A 15,725-nucleotide genomic window follows, 5' to 3' on the forward strand; every position below is an offset into this window, starting at 1 on the left:
GTCAGGGGCGGGAGCTTCGCAACGCTACCCTGGCTGCCAGGGCCGATGGCCACCCGAACCCAACACCCCGGCCGAAGCCGGATCTTGCACAACCTCCGCGGACGCTACCGCCCTGGGCGATGTCCGGGCGGTTCATCCGACCAGGGCCAGGTCCCAGGCCAGATGTGGCAGGCCCCTCGATCTACCATGGGAATGTGTTGTCGCCTTCGCCCGCAAGCTGTTAGCGTTTGCCATCATAGGTTGTGTCGATGGATGGGCCGCGCATGCGCTCGAAACTGGGCGCTGCTGCAACCTATTGGTGGGAGGACGGCAAATGGCAAAGCTCAACGTCAATGGCAGCATCATGGACGTGCAGGTGGAGGATGATACGCCCCTGCTCTGGGTACTGCGCGAACACCTCAATCTGACCGGCACCAAGTATGGCTGCGGCATCGCCCAGTGCGGCGCCTGCACCGTGCATGTGGACGGCGCCGCCATGCGATCCTGCGCCATGCCGGTCTCCGCCTTCGACGAGACCCAGAAGATCGTCACGATCGAGGGCCTGTCGCCCGACAGCAGCCACCCGATCCAGCAGGCCTGGCTGGCGCTGGATGTGCCGCAATGCGGCTTCTGCCAGCCCGGCATGATCATGGCCGCCGCCGCGCTGCTGGCGAATACGCCGCGCCCGACCGAGGCACAGATCCGCGAGGAGATCACCAATATCTGCCGCTGCGGCACCTACAACCGGGTCATCGCCGGGGTGCAGCGCGCCGCCGGTTCGTCCGCGGCCGGTTGAGGAGGAAGCGCACCATGAACGCCATTAGAAATCCGTCTCGCCGCCGCATCCTCGGCACCGCGGTCGCTGCCGCCGGCGCCTTCACCCTCGGCTTCCGCATCCCTATGCCTGGGGAGGCCGCGGCCCAGGGGACACCTGCCGCAGCGCCGGCCTCGCCCGAGGTGAATGCCTGGGTGGTGGTGAAGCCGGACGATACCGTCGTCATCCGCATCGCCCGGTCCGAGATGGGTCAGGGCACGCTGACCGGCCTCGCGCAGCTGGTTGCGGAGGAACTGGAATGCGACTGGGCCAAGGTCACCACGGAATACCCGACGCCCGGCCAGAACCTGGCGCGTGGCCGTATCTGGGGCAATATGTCCACTGGCGGCAGCCGCGGCATCCGTGACAGCCACGACTATGTCCGCAAGGGCGGCGCCGCGGCACGCATGATGCTGGTGCAGGCCGCCGCCAATGCGTGGTCCGTGCCGGCCGGTGAATGCCGCGCCGCCGCCAGCGTCATCACCCACGCGCCGACCGGGCGGACCACCACCTACGGGCAGGTGGCGGAAGCCGCCGGGCGGCTGCCGGTGCCGACGGATGTGGCCGTGAAGAACCCGGCCGACTGGAAGATCGCCGGCCAGCCCGTGCCGCGGCTGGATACCCGCGCCAAGCTGAATGGCAGCCAGGTCTATGGCATGGATCTGAAGCTGCCCGGCATGCTGAACGCCGCGATCCACGCCTGCCCGGTCTTCGGCGGCAAGGTGCGGGAGGTGGACAGCGCCGAGGCGGAGCGCATGCCGGGCGTGAAGCGCGTGCTGCGGGTCGGCGACTATGCCGTGGCCGTGGTTGCCGACACTTGGTGGCGCGCCAAGACGGCGCTGGATGCCGTGAAGATTACCTGGGACGAGGGCGAGCACGCCAATGCCTCCTCCGCCAGTTTCGAGGCGGTGATGCGGGAAGGGCTGGAGGCGCCGCAGGCGGCGCTCGGCAACCGCGCCGGCGATGCCGCCGCCGGCCTCGCCGGTGCCACGAAGCGCATCGAGGCCGTTTACGGCTATCCGCACCAGAACCACGCCTGCATGGAGGTGATGAACGCCACCGCCGTCTGGACCCCGGAACGCTGCGAGGTCTGGACGCCGACGCAGAATGGCGAAGCCGCCCACGCCGCCGCGGCGGAAGCGGCCGGGTTGCCGCCGGCGCAGACGGAAATCCACAAGATCCACCTCGGCGGCGGCTTCGGCCGGCGCGGCGCGGTGCATGACTGGGTTCGCCAGGTGGTGGATATCGCCAAGCAGATGCCCGGCACGCCCGTGAAGCTGCTCTGGACGCGGGAGGAGGACATGCTGCAGGGCCGCTTCCACCCTGTCACCATGTGCAAGCTGGTGGGCGGGCTGGATGCGGAGGGCAAGCTGACAGGCTTGACCATGCGCATCTCCGGCCAGTCCATCGTCGCCGGCATCTTCCCGCAGAATATCCGCGACGGCCGTGACCCGGTGGTGTTCCAGGGGCTCAACGCCAGCGGTGGCGAAGCCGATATCGGCTACACCATCCCCAACCTGCTGATCGACCATGCCATGCGCAACCCGCATGTGCCGCCCGGCTTCTGGCGTGGCGTGAACCTGAACCAGAACGCCATCTACCTGGAATGCTTCATGGATGAACTGGCGCATGCCGCCGGCAAGGATCCGCTGGAGTTCCGCCGGGCGCTGATGGCGAACCACCCGAAGCACCTGGCGGTGCTGAACGCGGTGGCGGAACGGGCCGGCTGGGGCACGCCGGCGGCGCCGGTGAACGGTCAGGCGGTGCATCGCGGCCTTTGCGTGACGCATGGCTTCGGCAGCTACGTGGCGGCCTGCGCGGAGGTTTCCGTCAGCGACGCCGGCGATCTGAAGGTGCACCGCATCGTCGCCGCGACCGATCCCGGCCATGCGGTGAACCCGCAGCAGATCGCGGCCCAGGTGGAAGGGTCCTTCGTCTACGGCCTCTCGGCCGCGCTCTATGGCGCCTGCACGGTGAAGGATGGCCGCATCGAACAGACCAACTTCGACACCTACCCGGTGATGCGGATGGCGGACATGCCGAAGGTGGAGAGCATCATCCTGCCCTCCGGCGGCTTCTGGGGCGGCGTTGGCGAGCCGACCATCGCGGTGGCGGCGCCGGCCGTGCTCAACGCGGTCTTCGCCGCGACCGGCAAGCGGGTTCGGTCCCTGCCCTTGCAGCAGGCCGACCTGCGCCGGACGTGAGCGCGCGCAAGCTGGCGCCGATCCTGGCACTGGCGGCCTTCGCGGCAGCTGCGGAGGAGGCGCCACCCGGCGCTTCCTCCTGCCTCGGCTGCCATGGGCGGGAGGGGGCCGCCATCCCCTCCCTCCGCGGGCGGGATGCGGCGGAGGTCGCGGCAACGATGCGCGCCTTCCGCGAAGGAACACGGCCGGCCACGCTGATGGACCGGCTGGCCAAGGGGCTCTCCGAGGCCGAGACGCAGGCGATCGCCGCATGGATCGTCCGATGAGGCTCTCGCGCCGCGGCCTCGCCGCGCTGCTGCTGCCGGCGCCGGCGCTGGCCCAGGGAGAAGGCCGGGGGCGGCCGCGCGTGGTTGTCATCGGCGGCGGCTTCGGCGGCGCCAGCTGCGCCCGCGCGCTGCATGGGCATGCACTGGACGTGACGCTGGTCGAGCCCAACGCGACCTACACCGCCTGCCCGTTCAGCAATGCGGTGATCGCCGGGTTGCGGCCGATCTCGGCGCAACGCTTCGGCTATGATGCGCTGCGGGCCCAGGGCATCGCGGTGGTGCAGCAGGCGGCGACGGGCGTCGATGCCACGGCACGGCGCGTGAGGCTGCGCGACGGCGCGGAACTGGCCTATGACAGGCTGGTGCTGTCACCGGGGATCACGCTGCGCTTCGAGGCGCTGCCCGGCTATGACGCAGCCGCCGCGGAGGCGCTGCCGCATGCCTGGCAGGCCGGGGCGCAGACCGAATTGCTGCGGCGCCAGCTTGTGGCGATGGAGGATGGCGGCACCGTCGTCATGACCATCCCCGCCAATCCCTATCGCTGCCCGCCGGGCCCCTATGAGCGCGCCAGCCTGATCGCGCATTACCTGAAACAGTCGAAGCCGCGCTCCAAGCTGATCGTGCTGGATGCGAAGGATGTCTTCTCCAAGCAGCGGCTGTTCGAGGCCGCCTGGGCGGCGCTGTATCCCGGCCTGCTGGAATACGTGCCCCTGTCCATGGGCGGCCGCGTCACCGCGGTGAAGCCGGGGGAGCGCAGCGTGGTGACGGATTTCGGCGACCATTCCGGCGCCGTGGTCAACGTCATCCCACCGCAGCGCGCCGGCGACATCGCGGCACAGGCAGGCGTGGCAGACCGTAGCGGCTGGTGCCCGATCGACCCGGCCAGCTTCGAGTCCCGGCTGGTGCCGGGCGTGCATGTGATCGGCGATGCCGCCATTGCCGGCGCCATGCCGAAATCCGCCTTCGCCGCGAATGCCCAGGCGAGGGTCTGCGCGGCGGCCATCGCGGGGCTGCTGCGCGATGCGCCGGTGCAGCCGCCGAAGCTGCTGAACACTTGCTACAGCCTGGTGGCGCCCGGCTACGGCATTTCCGTCGCGGGCGTTTACCAGCCGGCGAACGGCCTGCTGTCCGACGTGCCCGGCGCCGGCGGCACCAGCCCCCTCGCGGCCCCGGCGGCGGTGCGGGAGGCCGAGGCGCGATATGCCGAGGACTGGTTCGAGACGATCACAGCCGATGCCTTCGCCTAGCATCCTGCTGGCATTCCTGCTGCTGGCCTTGCCCGCTGCCGCGCAGGAGGTGGTGGAGGATGCGATCCCGCGCTCCCTGACCGGCACGCCGGGCGATGCAACGCGCGGCCGCGCCATCGTCGCCGACCGCCAGCGCGGGCTGTGCCTGCTGTGCCATTCCGGGCCGTTCCCGGAGGAGCCCTTCCAGGGCAACCTCGCGCCCAGCCTGGCCGGCGCCGGCAGCCGCTGGACCGAGGGCCAGCTCCGGCTGCGGCTGGTCGATGGCAAGCGCTTGAACCCGGACAGCATCATGCCCTCCTACCATCGCAGGGAGGGTCTCCACCGCGTCGGCCCCGCCTTCCAGGGCCGCACCATCCTGACGGCGGCGGAGATCGAGGATGTGCTGGCCTTCCTGATGACGCTGCGCGAAGAGGCTGCCCCATGATCACGCCCCGCCGCCTGTTCCTCGCCGCACCAGGCCTGCTTCTGTTGCCCCGAGCCGCCCATGCGACGGCGGAGGCGATGGCGGAGGCGGTGCGCGGCTTCACCGGCGGCGCGCCGGTCACGCGCGGCCGCGTCACGCTCGACATCTCGCCGCTGGTCGAGAACGGCAACACCGTGCCGCTCAGCGTGGTGGTGGACAGTCCGATGACGGCGGCGGACCACGTCCGCGCCATCGCCGTCTTCAACGAACGCAATCCCCAGCCGCATGTCATCACCGCGCAGCTTGGCCCGCGTGCCGGGCGGGCGATGCTGGCGACGCATATGCGGCTGGCGACGTCGCAAAGGCTGCTGGCGGTGGCGTCACTGTCGGATGGCAGCTTCTGGTCGGACGAGGCGCAGGTGGTCGTCACCCTCGCCGCCTGCATCGAGGGCTAGGCCATGGCACGTGTGCTCATCAACGTCCCCCGCACGGCGGCGCGCGGGGAGGTCATCACCATCCGCACGCTGATCCAGCACCTGATGGAGACCGGCTACCGGCCGGATGCCAACGGCGTGGTGGCGCCGCGCGACATCATCCGGCGCTTCACCTGCCGCTATGATGGCGAGGTCGTCTTCCAGGCGGAGCTGTCGCCCGCCATCGCGGCCAACCCATTCCTGTCCTTCACCACCGTGGCCACCCGATCAGGCGTGGTGGAAATGAGCTGGGAGGGCGACAATGGCTTTGCGCAGACCGAGACGCGCGACCTCACCGTCACATGATCCACCGCGCGCTGATGCTCGCCCTGCTCGCGCTGCCGGCCCTGGCGCAGGAACGGCGCTCCGGCTTCGAGGACATGGCGCCGCAGACCCAGGCCATGCAGCGCGACGATACCAGCAACCCCGGCATGCTCTGGGCACTGGAGGGCGAGGATCTGTTCCGGCAGCCTGCCGGGCCCGCCGGGCAATCCTGCGCCTCCTGCCACGCCGAGGGCTCGATGCAGGGAGTCGCGGCGCGCTACCCGGCCTGGGACACGGCGCGGCAGGCGCCGATCGACCTCGCCGGCCGCATCGCGCAGTGCCGGACAGATCGACAGGGCGCGCCACCGCTGGCGCGCGAGAGCCAGGGCCTGCTGGCGCTTTCGGCCCATGTCGGGCAGCAGTCGCGCGGCCTGCCGATTGCGCCACCGGCGGACCCGCGGCTGGATGCCGCACGGGTGCAGGGGGCGGCGCTCTATGCGGAACGGCGCGGGCAGCTCGACCTGTCCTGCGCGCAGTGCCACGACGACCATCCGGGACGGCGGCTCGCCGGCAGCATCATCCCGCAGGCGCATCCCACCGGCTACCCGCTGTACCGGCTGGAGTGGCAGGCGCTGGGATCGCTGCAACGCCGGCTGCGTGGCTGCATGACCGGGGTGCGGGCCGAGCCCTTCGCCTATGGCGCCCCGGAATACATCGCCATCGAGCTGTTCCTGATGTCCCGCGCCGCAGGCCTCGCGGTCGAAACCCCGGCAGTGCGGCCGTAACCTCCAGGCACGCGCCAGAACCTCGTCGCCTTTGCCTGCGGCCTAGAATCCATCCGGAAGCTGCGTACCGGCAGCCTGCCCGCTCGGCAGGGCGAGGCCACCGGGCCGCACTCGGTCGGCACCGGCTGCCTCTCCTGCATCGCCGCAAGGCTCCCTCGCGAAAGACGTTTCGCCGATTGAGGACCCGGAGGCACCTACGACCTGTGGGATGTCCCGGCTAGCAGGTCATGCTTGCGCCCGGGCCGTGCGCAGCCCCAAGGCGGCCAGGGATGGCGCACCTTGCCGCGGGCGGCGCATCGTCTTGCCTGTCACTGCCACGGCGTCCGCTGCCAGATCCCCTGGTAGCGCGCGAGCTGCGCCGGCATCTGCGCCTCCCACTCCGCGCCGCGCAGGAAGGACATCGCCAGTTCCAGCTGGCGGACCTTCTCGGCCCATTCGGGCGTGGCGATCACCTTCGCGATCGCATCCTCCAGGCGCTTCGCGATCTCGTCCGGAATGCCGTGCGGCGCGCCGATCCCGCGTTCGCTGCTCATCTGCACGTCGTAGCCCTCCTCGCGGAAGGTGGGCACGTCGGGCATCAGCTCCCAGCGCCGCTCGCCCATGCCGGCAATGGCGCGGAGGAGTGGGTTCTCCTGCCCCAGCATCCCGATTTCACCCAGATTGAGGCCGGCAATGTCGATCTGCTTTCCGAGCACGGCGTTCCGCACGGGTCCAGCGCCGGCGAAGGGCGCGTGGATGAACTCGGCCCCCGACGCGGCCTCGAACAGCGTCAGGCCGAGATGGTCGTCGGTGCCGATGCCGGAGGAGCCGACGCTGATCGTCCCGGGCCGGCGCTTCGCAGCCTCGACCACGTCCTTCAGCGTGCGGAAGGGCGAATCGCGGTGCACGACGAAGGCGCTGGGATCGTCGACCAGGCGCGCGATCAGGCGGATCTGGGCGCGGTCATAGCGGACGCGGCGCTGCACACCGAGCGCGACGTAGCCCGGCGTATTGATGGTGCCGAGCGTGTAGCCATCCGGGCGGGCGCCTTGCAGCGCGGCATAGGCCGTCTCGCCACCGGCGCCGGGCCGGTTCGAGACGACGAAGTTGGCGCCGGGCAACTCGGCCGGCAGGAACTGCGCGAGGGCGCGCACCATCACGTCGGTCCCGCCACCCGGCGCGAAGCCGACGATGACCTCGATGGACCGGCCGGCCGGCCAGGCGGGCTGCGCCAGCGCGGGCGCGGCCAGTGACACCACGCCGGCGGCAAGGATGCCGCGGCGCGTGAGGGCTGTGTGCATGCTCATGGTTTCCTCTCCATTTGGAATCCAGCTGTTCAGCTGTGTTGAAGACATTCTTGCGCTTTCCGGCGCAAAGGGGGGCCGTGGACAACTCCACCATCGAAGCCGGCGTCGCGCAGCGCGCCGAGGCAGGTGAAGGTGTCCGGCGCGAGCGCTGGCGCGAGCGGAGGACGCGGGGTCATGCGCGCCCTACCATCCCTTGCTGCGACCTGCCGCCATCCTGTCAGGCGGCCGCGCGCAGGCCACCCGGGATCACCACGGTGCCCGGCAGCGCCGGCAGGCGCCCCGCCAGCACGGCGACGATGCTCTCGGCCGCGCCCGTGGACATGCCGACGGCGCCCAACGGCGTGTTGGCCGCCAGATGCGGCGTCGGCAGGACGCGCGGATGGGTGCGAAGCGGGCTGGCCGCGTCCAGCGGCTCCTTCGCAAAGACATCGAGGCCGGCCCAGGCGATATGGCCGGAATCCAGCGCCGCTAGCAGCGCTGCCTCATCCACGATGCCGCCACGGGCGGTGTGCACCAGGATGGCGCCGCGCGGCAGCGCCGCGAGTTCCGCCGCGCCGATCATGCCGCGCGTCGCCGCTTCCAGCGGGCAATGCAGCGACAGCACCTCGGCGCGGGCGAGCAGCGCCGGCAGGTCGGCCATGCGATCTCCGGGGCCCGGCAGGGGGCCGGCCGGCAGCAGCGGGTCAAAGGCGGCGACCCGCATGCCGAAGGCATCCGCCAGTCGCGCAACGCGGGAGCCGATGGCGCCGTAGCCCACGATACCGAGCGAGACACCCGCCACGTCGCGGGTCATGCGGGACGTCTTTTCCCACAGCCCCTCGCGCATGCCGGCGGTGACGGCGGGCAGGTCCTTCAGCAGGGAGAGCATCAGGGCCATGGCATGTTCCGCGACGGAGCGGGCGTTGGCGCCGGCGGCCCGCGTCACCGTGAGGCCGCGCGCCTCCGCGGCGGGAAGGTCGATGCCGTCCACGCCCGCGCCGTGGCGCGCGATGACGCGCAGCGCGGGCGCGGCCGCATCCATCACCGTGCCGTTGATGACCCCCTGGCGGTGCAGCAACGCCACCGGGCGGTGCTCGGCGATGGCGGCGAGAAGTTCGGCCTCGGACGGATAGCCGGAGGTGCAGGGCACGGCATAGCCGGCGGCGGTAAGGATCGAGACCGCCTCCGGGGCCAGCTTCGCGGCCGTGACGAGGACGGCGGGCTTCGCGGCATGAGGCTGAGTCATGAAGGAGCTCTCTCGGAGAAGGTCGGGAAGCCGGGGCGCATGTTCATGGCTAAGGCCGCGCTGATCTCATGGCCCACGTTGAAGAGTCCGCCACCGTGGGTATGGAAGGCAGCGGAATGAGGTTTCAATCTCCGGGTCGATCGTTCGGAAGCTGGAAGCTGGAAGCGCCGCATCGCCACCAAGCGCCAGTTCGCGACAGGCCCCCGACCAGGGGCTGGAGCGGCAAGCCCGCGCGGGCCGCAGCCTCGGACCAGGCCGGGTCGGCGAATAGGGCGCGGCGTGCGCCGCCGCCTCGGTCCCGACCTGGCCGTCGGCACCGGCCCGGTTGCTCACCACGACACGGGAGCCAGACAGGCAAGGAAGGGCGCGACGATTCGCGCCATGGCGCCACCTGGCGCGAAAGGGAACAACGGTCTCGACCGGGCGCCCAGCCGGCCAGCCGCGCTGGGCGAGGGCCGGAGTGGGCAGTAGTGCGGCCGGTCCGAGGAAGGTTGCGCGGCGGCAGAAATGGCGTCCTGGCATCTCCAACGCCTCCTTCCCCGGCCCGCGGCATTCTTGATAGGCCCGAGCGACGCCCGCTTATAACGAAATGCCGTTTCGAAATGCAAGACTACAAAGGGAGACTGCAAGCGCGGCCTGATCCGCACGGATCCATCCAGCGACGCGATCACGCCGCTACTGAAGGCCGCGCGCAGCGAGGGCTTCCCGGGGCTGAACGACCCCTTGCCTCGGCTCGGATGGCAGCATCTTCTTCGCGGACCAGGACCAGATGGCTACTGCGGAAACCTGCTGGTCGCCCATACCCGCGTCGGCACGGCCTGGCGCTTCCTTGCGGTCACCTCCCGCGCCGGCGCCTCCACCACCAGCCGCTGCCTGGGCGGCTTGGGTGGGCACGACCTGTTCATCAGCGGGAGCGAGACGGGTAGCATCCTGCGCGCGCGGCTGGATTCGGCTTAACTGGAGCCGCAGGGCCGGAGGCGGGCATGGCGGAGAACGGAAAGCGGCGACCGGCGCTGGAGGGCGTGGCCTCGGCGGAGCGTGCCCTGACCTTGCTGTCCGCATTCCGCAAAGGAGATCGCGCCCTGTCGCTGGCGGAACTCGCGGACCGCACGGGGCTGGTGAAGAGCACGATCATGCGCCTGGCCATCTCGCTCGAGGAACATGGCTACCTCGCGCGCGAGGATGATGGCGCCTACCGGCTGGATGCCGAGGTGCTCCGCCTCGGCACGATCTACACCCAGTCCTTCCGGCTTGGCGCGCACGTCATGCCGGTGCTGGAAGAGCTCGTGGCGCGCACGGGCGAGACCGCGGCTTTCTACATCCGGCGTGGTGAGCAGCGGCTCTGCCTGTATCGAGTGGACAGCCCTCACCTTCTACGAATGCATGTCCGGGTCGGGGACGCTCTGCCGCTCGACAATTCCGCCATCGCCCAGGTGCTCCGCGCCTTCGCGCAGCGGCCGCTGCCAGGCTATGTCGCGACGCTCGACCTGCCGATCGTCACCATGGGCGCCACGGATCCGCATACCGGGGCGATGGCCGCGCCGGTCTTCGGGCCCGGCGACAAGCTCGCCGGGGCCCTGGCCCTCTCCGCGCCCGTGATCCGCTGGACAGCGGAGGCGCAGGCGGCCGTGCGACCGATCCTGGCCGAGGCGGCTGCGGCACTGACCCGGCGTATCGGAGGCGAGATGCCGGAACGGCCGCTCGTCGCAGCGGAGTAGGTCGTTCCGAGCTGCGGTTCGACATCCGGCGCAGGCAGAAGACGGTTGCGTTCCAAGTTGCGATCGCAAGCGATAGAATGTTGCCTCGAAGGCCTGTGGCCGCCGGCAGATCTCCCCCACCGTCCGGCCTGAAACCGGGGCAGGTGGAGTTCGAGGCCGTCGATCTGCTCGTCTAAAGGGGGCGTCGCCTGCGACGCGGCTTCATGGCCCGGGCGCGCCCAGGCCCGATGGCGCGAGTGACCTGCAGAAGACCAAATCGCGGCCCGGCTACTCGCCTGTGGACAACCACTTGAAATGATTCTGGGGCTGAATGGTCGGAGCGGCGGGATTCGAACCCACGACCCCCAGTCCCCCAGACTGATGCGCTACCAGACTGCGCTACGCTCCGACTGCGGCGGCAATAGCACCGGGGGGCCGACGGCGCCAACCCCCGGGGCGCAAAATCAGCCCCTTCGCGCCCCCCATCAGCGCCCCGTTTCAGCCGCGGGCGGCCAGCACCCGCAGTTCATGCGCCAGGCGTTCCAGCGCATCCAGCGCATCGCGCACCGGCTCCGGCGCCTCCGGCTCATCGATTTCGCCGAGCTGCAGCTCGGGCGCGCTGCCCGCCTCGTCCAGCCCGCCCTCGCGCAGCAGGCGCTGCACGCCCTTGATGGTGTAGCCCTGGGTATAGAGAAGGTCGGAGATCCGCCGCAGCAGCGTGATGTCCTCGGGCCGGTAGTAGCGCCGGCCGCCGCCGCGCTTCAGCGGCTTGAGCTGCGGGAACTTGGTCTCCCAGAACCGCAGAACATGCTGCGGAATCTGAAGATCGTCTGCTACTTCACTGATTGTACGGAAGGCTGTCGGGGCCTTTCGCGGGCGGCCCCGTGCGGCATCGCCTTCGGCGCCGTCGTCGCTCATGCGTCGTCTTCAGCCGTTCGGCTGATGGCGAGGCCCGGGTTCAGCCGAGCCTTGAGGACGTGGGAGGGCCGGAAGGCCAGCACCTTGCGGGGCTGGATCGGCACCTCCACCCCGGTCTTCGGGTTGCGCCCAACCCGGCGGCCCTTCTGGCGCACGACGAAGGAGCCGAAGGCGGAGATCTTCACGGCCTCCCCCGCCTCAAGCGCCGCCGACATGCGCTCCAGCACCGTCTCCAGCAGTTCGGCACTCTCGTTTCGCGAGAGTCCCACCTGCGCGTAGATCGCTTCCGCCAGATTGGCTCGCGTGATCGTCGTCATGCCAGAGCAGGTCCTTGCAACCCCTTCAAGTCGCAAGAAAGCCGGGTTCCGGGACGCCCGTCAACCACAGGTTTGGGACTGTGTGGCAGGAAGCTGCCACAGTGTTGCCGCCGCGCCCCATAGGGCGCGGGAATCGCTCAGAATCGCGCCAGTGCGGCGCCCCAGGTCAGACCACCACCGATGGCCTCCATCAGCACCAGATCGCCCGGCTTGATGCGGCCGTCGCGCGTGGCTTCCGCCAGCGCCAGCGGGATCGAGGCGGCGGAGGTGTTGGCATGCCGGTCCACCGTGACCACGACGCGGTCCAGGCCGAGATGCAATTTGCGGCCCATCGCCTCGATGATGCGGATATTGGCCTGGTGCGGCACCAGCCAGGCGACGTCGTCATGACCGAGGCCGTTGGCCGCCAGCGCCTCATCCACCGCGGCGGCCAGCTTGGTGACGGCGTGCTTGAACACTTCCCGCCCCGCCATGCGGACCACGCCGGTGCCGCCGGTGGACCCGGCGCCGCCATCGACCTGCAGGATGTCGCCATGCCGGCCGTCGGAATGCAGGTGCGTGGAAAGCAGGCCGCGCGTGCTGCCCTCCTCCGCCACCACGAACACCGCGCCGGCACCGTCGCCGAACAGCACGCAGGTGCCGCGGTCGGACCAATCCAGGATGCGGGAATAGACCTCGGTGCCCACCACCAGCACGCCGCGCGCCTGGCCGGTGCGGATCATCGCATCGGCCACCGACAGCGCGTAGATGAAGCCGGTGCAGGCCGCCGACAGGTCGAAGGCGAAGCCGCGCGTCACGCCGAGGCCGCCCTGGATACGGGCGGCGGTCGAGGGGAAGGCGCTGTCGGGCGTCGCGGTCGCCACGATCACCGCATCCACATCCGCCACCGAGGCGCCGGCCTGGGCCAGTGCCGCCTGGCAGGCGGCGATACCCATAGAGGATGCGGTCTCGCCGTCCGCGGCGAAGTGCCGCCGGCGGATGCCGGTGCGCTCGACGATCCAGGCATCGGTGGTGTCGAGGTGCTTTTCGGCGGCCAGCTCGTCATTGCTGACGGAGCGCGCCGGAAGGTAGCCGCCCGTGCCGGCGATCACGCCGCTGATCACGCTGCCCATGGTCAGCGCGGGGTGGCGGCGAGTCGCTGGGCCGGGCTCGGCAGCAGTGCCAGGCCTTCCCGGATCCGGTCGTTGAAGCGGTGCGTCACCATGTCCATCGCCACATCCACCGCATGGGCGAAGCCGACGGCATCCGTGCCGCCATGGCTCTTCACCACCACGCCATTCAGGCCGATCAGCACGGCGCCGTTGTAGCGCCGCGGGTCCATCCATTCGCGCAGCCGGTCCAGCGCCGGGCGGGCCAGCAGGTAGCCCATCCGCGCCGGCATCGAGCTGGTGAAGACCTGGCGCAGCAGGTCGCGCATCAGCTTCAGCGCGCCCTCCCCGGTCTTCAGCGCGACATTGCCGGTGAAGCCGTCGGTGACGATCACGTCCACGGTGCCGGCGGCGATGTCATGGCCTTCGACGAAGCCGCGGAAATTGGTGCCGAGATGGCTGTCCCGCAGCGTCTCCGCCGCCACGCGCACACGCTCGTCGCCCTTCAGCTCCTCGGAACCGACATTCAACAGGCCCATGGTCGGGTTGGTCAGGCCCAGCACGGCGCGCGCGAAGGCGTCGCCCATGATGGCGAACTCCACCAGGTTCCGCGAATCGCACTGCAGGTTCGCGCCCAGGTCGAGCATCACCACGTCGCCGCGCGCCGATGGACCAATCGCTGCCAGCGCCGGCCGGTCGATTTCCGGCAGCGTCTTCACCACGATCTTGGCCAACGCCATCAGCGCACCGGTATTGCCGGCCGAGACAACGCCCGAGGCCTCGCCCTGCGCGACCGCATCGATGGCGATGCGCATGGAGGACCCGCGCACGCGCAACGCCGCAGTCGGCTTCATGTCGCCCGGAATCGCTTCCGGCGCATGCCGCAGGCTGCACGCCTTGGCCGCGCGCGGCCGACGGGCGAGCAATGCCCCGATCCGCGCCTCATCGCCCACGAGCAGGAAACGGGCATTCGGGTGGCGTTCCGCGGCCAGCTCCAGCCCATCCAGGATGGAATCCGGTGCGTGGTCGCCGCCCATGGCGTCGATCGCCAGGGCGAAATCGGCCACAACCTTGCCTGCCAGGTTCTTCCCCGCCACTTTCAGAGCCTTCGCCACATGGGCGGTTGCCCTTTCGTGCGGGTCAGACCCGGACGACGCCCTTGGCCTTATCGGCCGCCATCACCTCACGGCCGTCATAATGACCGCAATGCGAGCAGATGTGGTGCGGGCGCTTGAGCTCACCACAGTTGGAGCACTCCATATGCGCGGCGGCAGTCAGAGCCTGATGGCTCCGACGCATACCAGCGCGGGAGGGCGAAACTTTTCTCTTCGGGACGGCCATGGTGCCGAGCCTTTCTCGTCAACAAGCTGCAATATCAGCGGAGCCGCGGGCATTAGCACCGCGCGGCCCAAGGAAGCAAGCGGCCCCGGGCTTCTTGCGCCGCTCAGTTCCGCTTCAGGCGGGACAGGACGGCGAAGGGATTCGGGCGCTCCGGGGCCGTATCGTCCATATCGGCCTCGGGCTCAAGCGTAGCGTCCGGATTCGGCGACCCGGCATCCAATTCAGGCGGGATCGCCGCATCCGGGGCGCGCGGATAGGGGTCGAGCGCCAGGGCCAGCTGCTCCGCCACCACCTCGCCGAGATCCACCGCATCCCCGAAGGTCTCGATCTCGTCCGGGCTGTCGGGGTCGTCATCCGTCGCCGGGGTGCCGGGCGGCAGCAGGCGCAGATCCAGCGCCACATCCACCACCTGCGGCACCGGCCCAAGCGTGACCACGCATTCCTGCACCACATCCGCCTGCAACCGGCCGCGCAGCCGCGTGGTGCCGCCGGTTTCCGGGCTGAGGGTCAGCGACGCGTCCAGCCGCTCGACTCCGGGAATCCGGAAGCGGGCGGCGAGAGCCGCGCATTCCTCCGGCCGGGCGCGCAACTCCAGGCTGCGCGGCTCGGTGCCGCCCAGGCGATGGCGGCGGGAGAATTCGGGCGGCGAGGGCGAATCGGTGCTCATGCGAACACCGCCTGGCCGCGCTTCAGCGCCGCCATGGGCTGCGGCACCAGCGCCTCGGCCACCGCCAGGGCATGCCGGGCCAGTTGCCCGGCGGCGCCGGGCGGCGGTGCCTCACCGCGCCAGATGTTGCGGGCCAGCGCCTCCGCCAGCGCGGGCGCGTCGCCGGCATCGACGGCCGATTCGTAGGCCGCGGCGCGGCCATGGAAGGCTTCCCACATGCGTTTCACCCGTTTCCCCACCACCAGGTCGCCCACTCCCATCTCGCGCAGATTCACATCCATGTCCGCGAACATGGCATCGAACACCGCCTGGGCGAGCTTCGGTCCCGCCGGGTCGGGGTCCCGCCGCAGCCGGCGAATCAGCAGCGCGACATGCAGCGAGACCAGGTCGAAGCGCCCATCCAGCGTGTCGGGTACGCCGAGTTCGGCGAAGAATCGCGGCTGCCGCGCCGCCGCGACGGCCGCGCCGTAAAGCTCGAAGCCCGCACGTTCATGCGGCTTGCGCGCGAAAAGGCCGAGCAGGCCCATCATCCACTCCCATCCGGGCAATTGGCCACAATCCCGCGCGTCCCCGGGGAACGTTGACCGCGACCCGCGAGGGTGGCATTGCCCGCACATGGAGCGCCCCATGCACGCGGTCAACATGTTGCGGCCCTCTGCGGCCCGTCAAACCTCTCGCCGAGGCGCCCGTCCGGGCCTTCGGGCCACTCAGCTGGTCCTGGCCCTGGCTGCCGTGCTCGGCACGGCCGGAT

19 protein-coding genes and 1 tRNA gene are annotated in these 15,725 nt (G+C 70.3%); 10 read left to right on the top strand and 10 right to left on the bottom strand.

From position 1 onward, the window contains the following. Positions 1 to 313: 313 nt before the first annotated feature. Genes HB662_RS20830 through soxA form a run of 8 tightly spaced genes read left to right on the top strand, consistent with a single transcriptional unit; the run spans position 314 to position 6,435 of the window. The gene (locus HB662_RS20830) at positions 314 to 775 is read left to right on the top strand and encodes a (2Fe-2S)-binding protein (RefSeq protein WP_168052361.1); all 462 of its coding nucleotides are present in this window, start codon (positions 314 to 316) and stop codon (positions 773 to 775) included. Between the two features lie 14 nt (positions 776 to 789). Beyond that, complete coding sequence (locus tag HB662_RS20835; RefSeq protein ID WP_168052363.1) at positions 790 to 2,997, top strand: xanthine dehydrogenase family protein molybdopterin-binding subunit; 2,208 nt, start codon at positions 790 to 792, stop codon at positions 2,995 to 2,997. Beyond that, a complete protein-coding gene (locus tag HB662_RS20840; RefSeq protein ID WP_168052365.1) occupies positions 2,994 to 3,263 on the top strand; it encodes a c-type cytochrome in 270 nt (89 codons plus the stop codon). The genes HB662_RS20835 and HB662_RS20840 overlap by 4 nt, the downstream gene beginning before the upstream one ends. Then, on the top strand, positions 3,260 to 4,510 hold the full coding sequence (locus HB662_RS20845; RefSeq protein ID WP_245185787.1) for an NAD(P)/FAD-dependent oxidoreductase: 1,251 nt from the start codon (positions 3,260 to 3,262) through the stop codon (positions 4,508 to 4,510). The genes HB662_RS20840 and HB662_RS20845 overlap by 4 nt, the downstream gene beginning before the upstream one ends. Next, entirely contained in the window at positions 4,497 to 4,934 is a 438-nt protein-coding gene (gene soxX, locus HB662_RS20850) for a sulfur oxidation c-type cytochrome SoxX (RefSeq protein ID WP_171970266.1), read from the top strand. The genes HB662_RS20845 and soxX overlap by 14 nt, the downstream gene beginning before the upstream one ends. After that, positions 4,931 to 5,368, top strand: a complete 438-nt coding sequence (locus tag HB662_RS20855) for a SoxY-related AACIE arm protein (RefSeq protein WP_168052371.1) — start codon at positions 4,931 to 4,933, stop codon at positions 5,366 to 5,368. The genes soxX and HB662_RS20855 overlap by 4 nt, the downstream gene beginning before the upstream one ends. 3 nt (positions 5,369 to 5,371) lie before the next feature. Beyond that, a complete protein-coding gene (gene soxZ, locus HB662_RS20860) occupies positions 5,372 to 5,692 on the top strand; it encodes a thiosulfate oxidation carrier complex protein SoxZ (protein ID WP_168052373.1) in 321 nt (106 codons plus the stop codon). Between the two features lie 14 nt (positions 5,693 to 5,706). Next, a complete protein-coding gene (soxA, locus tag HB662_RS20865) occupies positions 5,707 to 6,435 on the top strand; it encodes a sulfur oxidation c-type cytochrome SoxA (protein ID WP_245185788.1) in 729 nt (242 codons plus the stop codon). Between the two features lie 308 nt (positions 6,436 to 6,743). Here the strand turns inward: soxA and HB662_RS20870 are convergent, their stop codons facing one another. Then, on the bottom strand, positions 6,744 to 7,721 hold the full coding sequence (locus tag HB662_RS20870) for a tripartite tricarboxylate transporter substrate binding protein (protein WP_168052377.1): 978 nt from the start codon (positions 7,719 to 7,721) through the stop codon (positions 6,744 to 6,746). A gap of 217 nt (positions 7,722 to 7,938) precedes the next feature. After that, positions 7,939 to 8,946, bottom strand: a complete 1,008-nt coding sequence (locus HB662_RS20875; protein ID WP_168052379.1) for a hydroxyacid dehydrogenase — start codon at positions 8,944 to 8,946, stop codon at positions 7,939 to 7,941. A 723-nt stretch (positions 8,947 to 9,669) separates the two neighbouring features. Here HB662_RS20875 and HB662_RS20880 point away from each other — a divergent pair. After that, positions 9,670 to 9,903, top strand: a complete 234-nt coding sequence (locus HB662_RS20880) for a hypothetical protein (RefSeq protein WP_168052381.1) — start codon at positions 9,670 to 9,672, stop codon at positions 9,901 to 9,903. Positions 9,904 to 9,929: 26 nt separating this feature from the next. Next, positions 9,930 to 10,664, top strand: a complete 735-nt coding sequence (locus HB662_RS20885; protein ID WP_168052383.1) for an IclR family transcriptional regulator — start codon at positions 9,930 to 9,932, stop codon at positions 10,662 to 10,664. 311 nt (positions 10,665 to 10,975) lie between these two features. Here the strand turns inward: HB662_RS20885 and HB662_RS20890 are convergent. The 8 genes from HB662_RS20890 to HB662_RS20925 all read right to left on the bottom strand — a co-directional run bounded on the left by HB662_RS20890 (position 10,976) and on the right by HB662_RS20925 (position 15,504). Beyond that, positions 10,976 to 11,052: transfer RNA gene (locus HB662_RS20890), tRNA-Pro, on the bottom strand. An 89-nt stretch (positions 11,053 to 11,141) separates the two neighbouring features. Next, positions 11,142 to 11,561 carry a MerR family transcriptional regulator gene (locus HB662_RS20895; RefSeq protein ID WP_168052385.1) on the bottom strand — a complete coding sequence of 140 codons (420 nt, stop codon included), beginning with the start codon at positions 11,559 to 11,561 and terminating at the stop codon, positions 11,142 to 11,144. Continuing rightward, on the bottom strand, positions 11,558 to 11,878 hold the full coding sequence (locus tag HB662_RS20900) for an integration host factor subunit alpha (protein ID WP_168052387.1): 321 nt from the start codon (positions 11,876 to 11,878) through the stop codon (positions 11,558 to 11,560). Before HB662_RS20900 ends, HB662_RS20895 begins: the two co-directional genes overlap by 4 nt. A 137-nt stretch (positions 11,879 to 12,015) precedes the next feature. Beyond that, positions 12,016 to 12,990, bottom strand: a complete 975-nt coding sequence (locus HB662_RS20905; protein WP_168052389.1) for a beta-ketoacyl-ACP synthase III — start codon at positions 12,988 to 12,990, stop codon at positions 12,016 to 12,018. Positions 12,991 to 12,992: 2 nt separating this feature from the next. After that, complete coding sequence (gene plsX / locus HB662_RS20910) at positions 12,993 to 14,063, bottom strand: phosphate acyltransferase PlsX (RefSeq protein ID WP_168052392.1); 1,071 nt, start codon at positions 14,061 to 14,063, stop codon at positions 12,993 to 12,995. A 43-nt stretch (positions 14,064 to 14,106) separates the two neighbouring features. Further along, positions 14,107 to 14,307, bottom strand: a complete 201-nt coding sequence (rpmF, locus tag HB662_RS20915; RefSeq protein WP_168052394.1) for a 50S ribosomal protein L32 — start codon at positions 14,305 to 14,307, stop codon at positions 14,107 to 14,109. A gap of 103 nt (positions 14,308 to 14,410) precedes the next feature. Then, a complete protein-coding gene (locus HB662_RS20920; RefSeq protein ID WP_168052396.1) occupies positions 14,411 to 14,974 on the bottom strand; it encodes a YceD family protein in 564 nt (187 codons plus the stop codon). After that, on the bottom strand, positions 14,971 to 15,504 hold the full coding sequence (locus tag HB662_RS20925; protein WP_245185789.1) for a ubiquinol-cytochrome C chaperone family protein: 534 nt from the start codon (positions 15,502 to 15,504) through the stop codon (positions 14,971 to 14,973). Before HB662_RS20925 ends, HB662_RS20920 begins: the two co-directional genes overlap by 4 nt. Positions 15,505 to 15,725: the final 221 nt, after the last annotated feature.

It is taken from the genome of Falsiroseomonas frigidaquae, from assembly GCF_012163145.1.
GTDB classification, from domain to species: domain Bacteria; phylum Pseudomonadota; class Alphaproteobacteria; order Acetobacterales; family Acetobacteraceae; genus Falsiroseomonas; species Falsiroseomonas frigidaquae.

Bases quoted from the DNA above. Each gene is read 5' to 3' on its own strand.
- HB662_RS20830 (WP_168052361.1), top strand. From the start codon at position 314: ATGGCAAAGCTCAACGTCAATGGCAGCATCATGGACGTGCAGGTGGAG.
- HB662_RS20835 (WP_168052363.1), top strand. From the start codon at position 790: ATGAACGCCATTAGAAATCCGTCTCGCCGCCGCATCCTCGGCACCGCG.
- HB662_RS20845 (WP_245185787.1), top strand. From the start codon at position 3,260: ATGAGGCTCTCGCGCCGCGGCCTCGCCGCGCTGCTGCTGCCGGCGCCG.
- soxX (WP_171970266.1), top strand. From the start codon at position 4,497: ATGCCTTCGCCTAGCATCCTGCTGGCATTCCTGCTGCTGGCCTTGCCC.
- HB662_RS20855 (WP_168052371.1), top strand. From the start codon at position 4,931: ATGATCACGCCCCGCCGCCTGTTCCTCGCCGCACCAGGCCTGCTTCTG.
- soxZ (WP_168052373.1), top strand. From the start codon at position 5,372: ATGGCACGTGTGCTCATCAACGTCCCCCGCACGGCGGCGCGCGGGGAG.
- soxA (WP_245185788.1), top strand. From the start codon at position 5,707: ATGCTCGCCCTGCTCGCGCTGCCGGCCCTGGCGCAGGAACGGCGCTCC.
- HB662_RS20870 (WP_168052377.1), bottom strand. From the start codon at position 7,721: ATGAGCATGCACACAGCCCTCACGCGCCGCGGCATCCTTGCCGCCGGC.
- HB662_RS20875 (WP_168052379.1), bottom strand. From the start codon at position 8,946: ATGACTCAGCCTCATGCCGCGAAGCCCGCCGTCCTCGTCACGGCCGCG.
- HB662_RS20885 (WP_168052383.1), top strand. From the start codon at position 9,930: ATGGCGGAGAACGGAAAGCGGCGACCGGCGCTGGAGGGCGTGGCCTCG.
- HB662_RS20895 (WP_168052385.1), bottom strand. From the start codon at position 11,561: ATGAGCGACGACGGCGCCGAAGGCGATGCCGCACGGGGCCGCCCGCGA.
- HB662_RS20900 (WP_168052387.1), bottom strand. From the start codon at position 11,878: ATGACGACGATCACGCGAGCCAATCTGGCGGAAGCGATCTACGCGCAG.
- HB662_RS20905 (WP_168052389.1), bottom strand. From the start codon at position 12,990: ATGGGCAGCGTGATCAGCGGCGTGATCGCCGGCACGGGCGGCTACCTT.
- rpmF (WP_168052394.1), bottom strand. From the start codon at position 14,307: ATGGCCGTCCCGAAGAGAAAAGTTTCGCCCTCCCGCGCTGGTATGCGT.
- HB662_RS20920 (WP_168052396.1), bottom strand. From the start codon at position 14,974: ATGAGCACCGATTCGCCCTCGCCGCCCGAATTCTCCCGCCGCCATCGC.
- HB662_RS20925 (WP_245185789.1), bottom strand. From the start codon at position 15,504: ATGATGGGCCTGCTCGGCCTTTTCGCGCGCAAGCCGCATGAACGTGCG.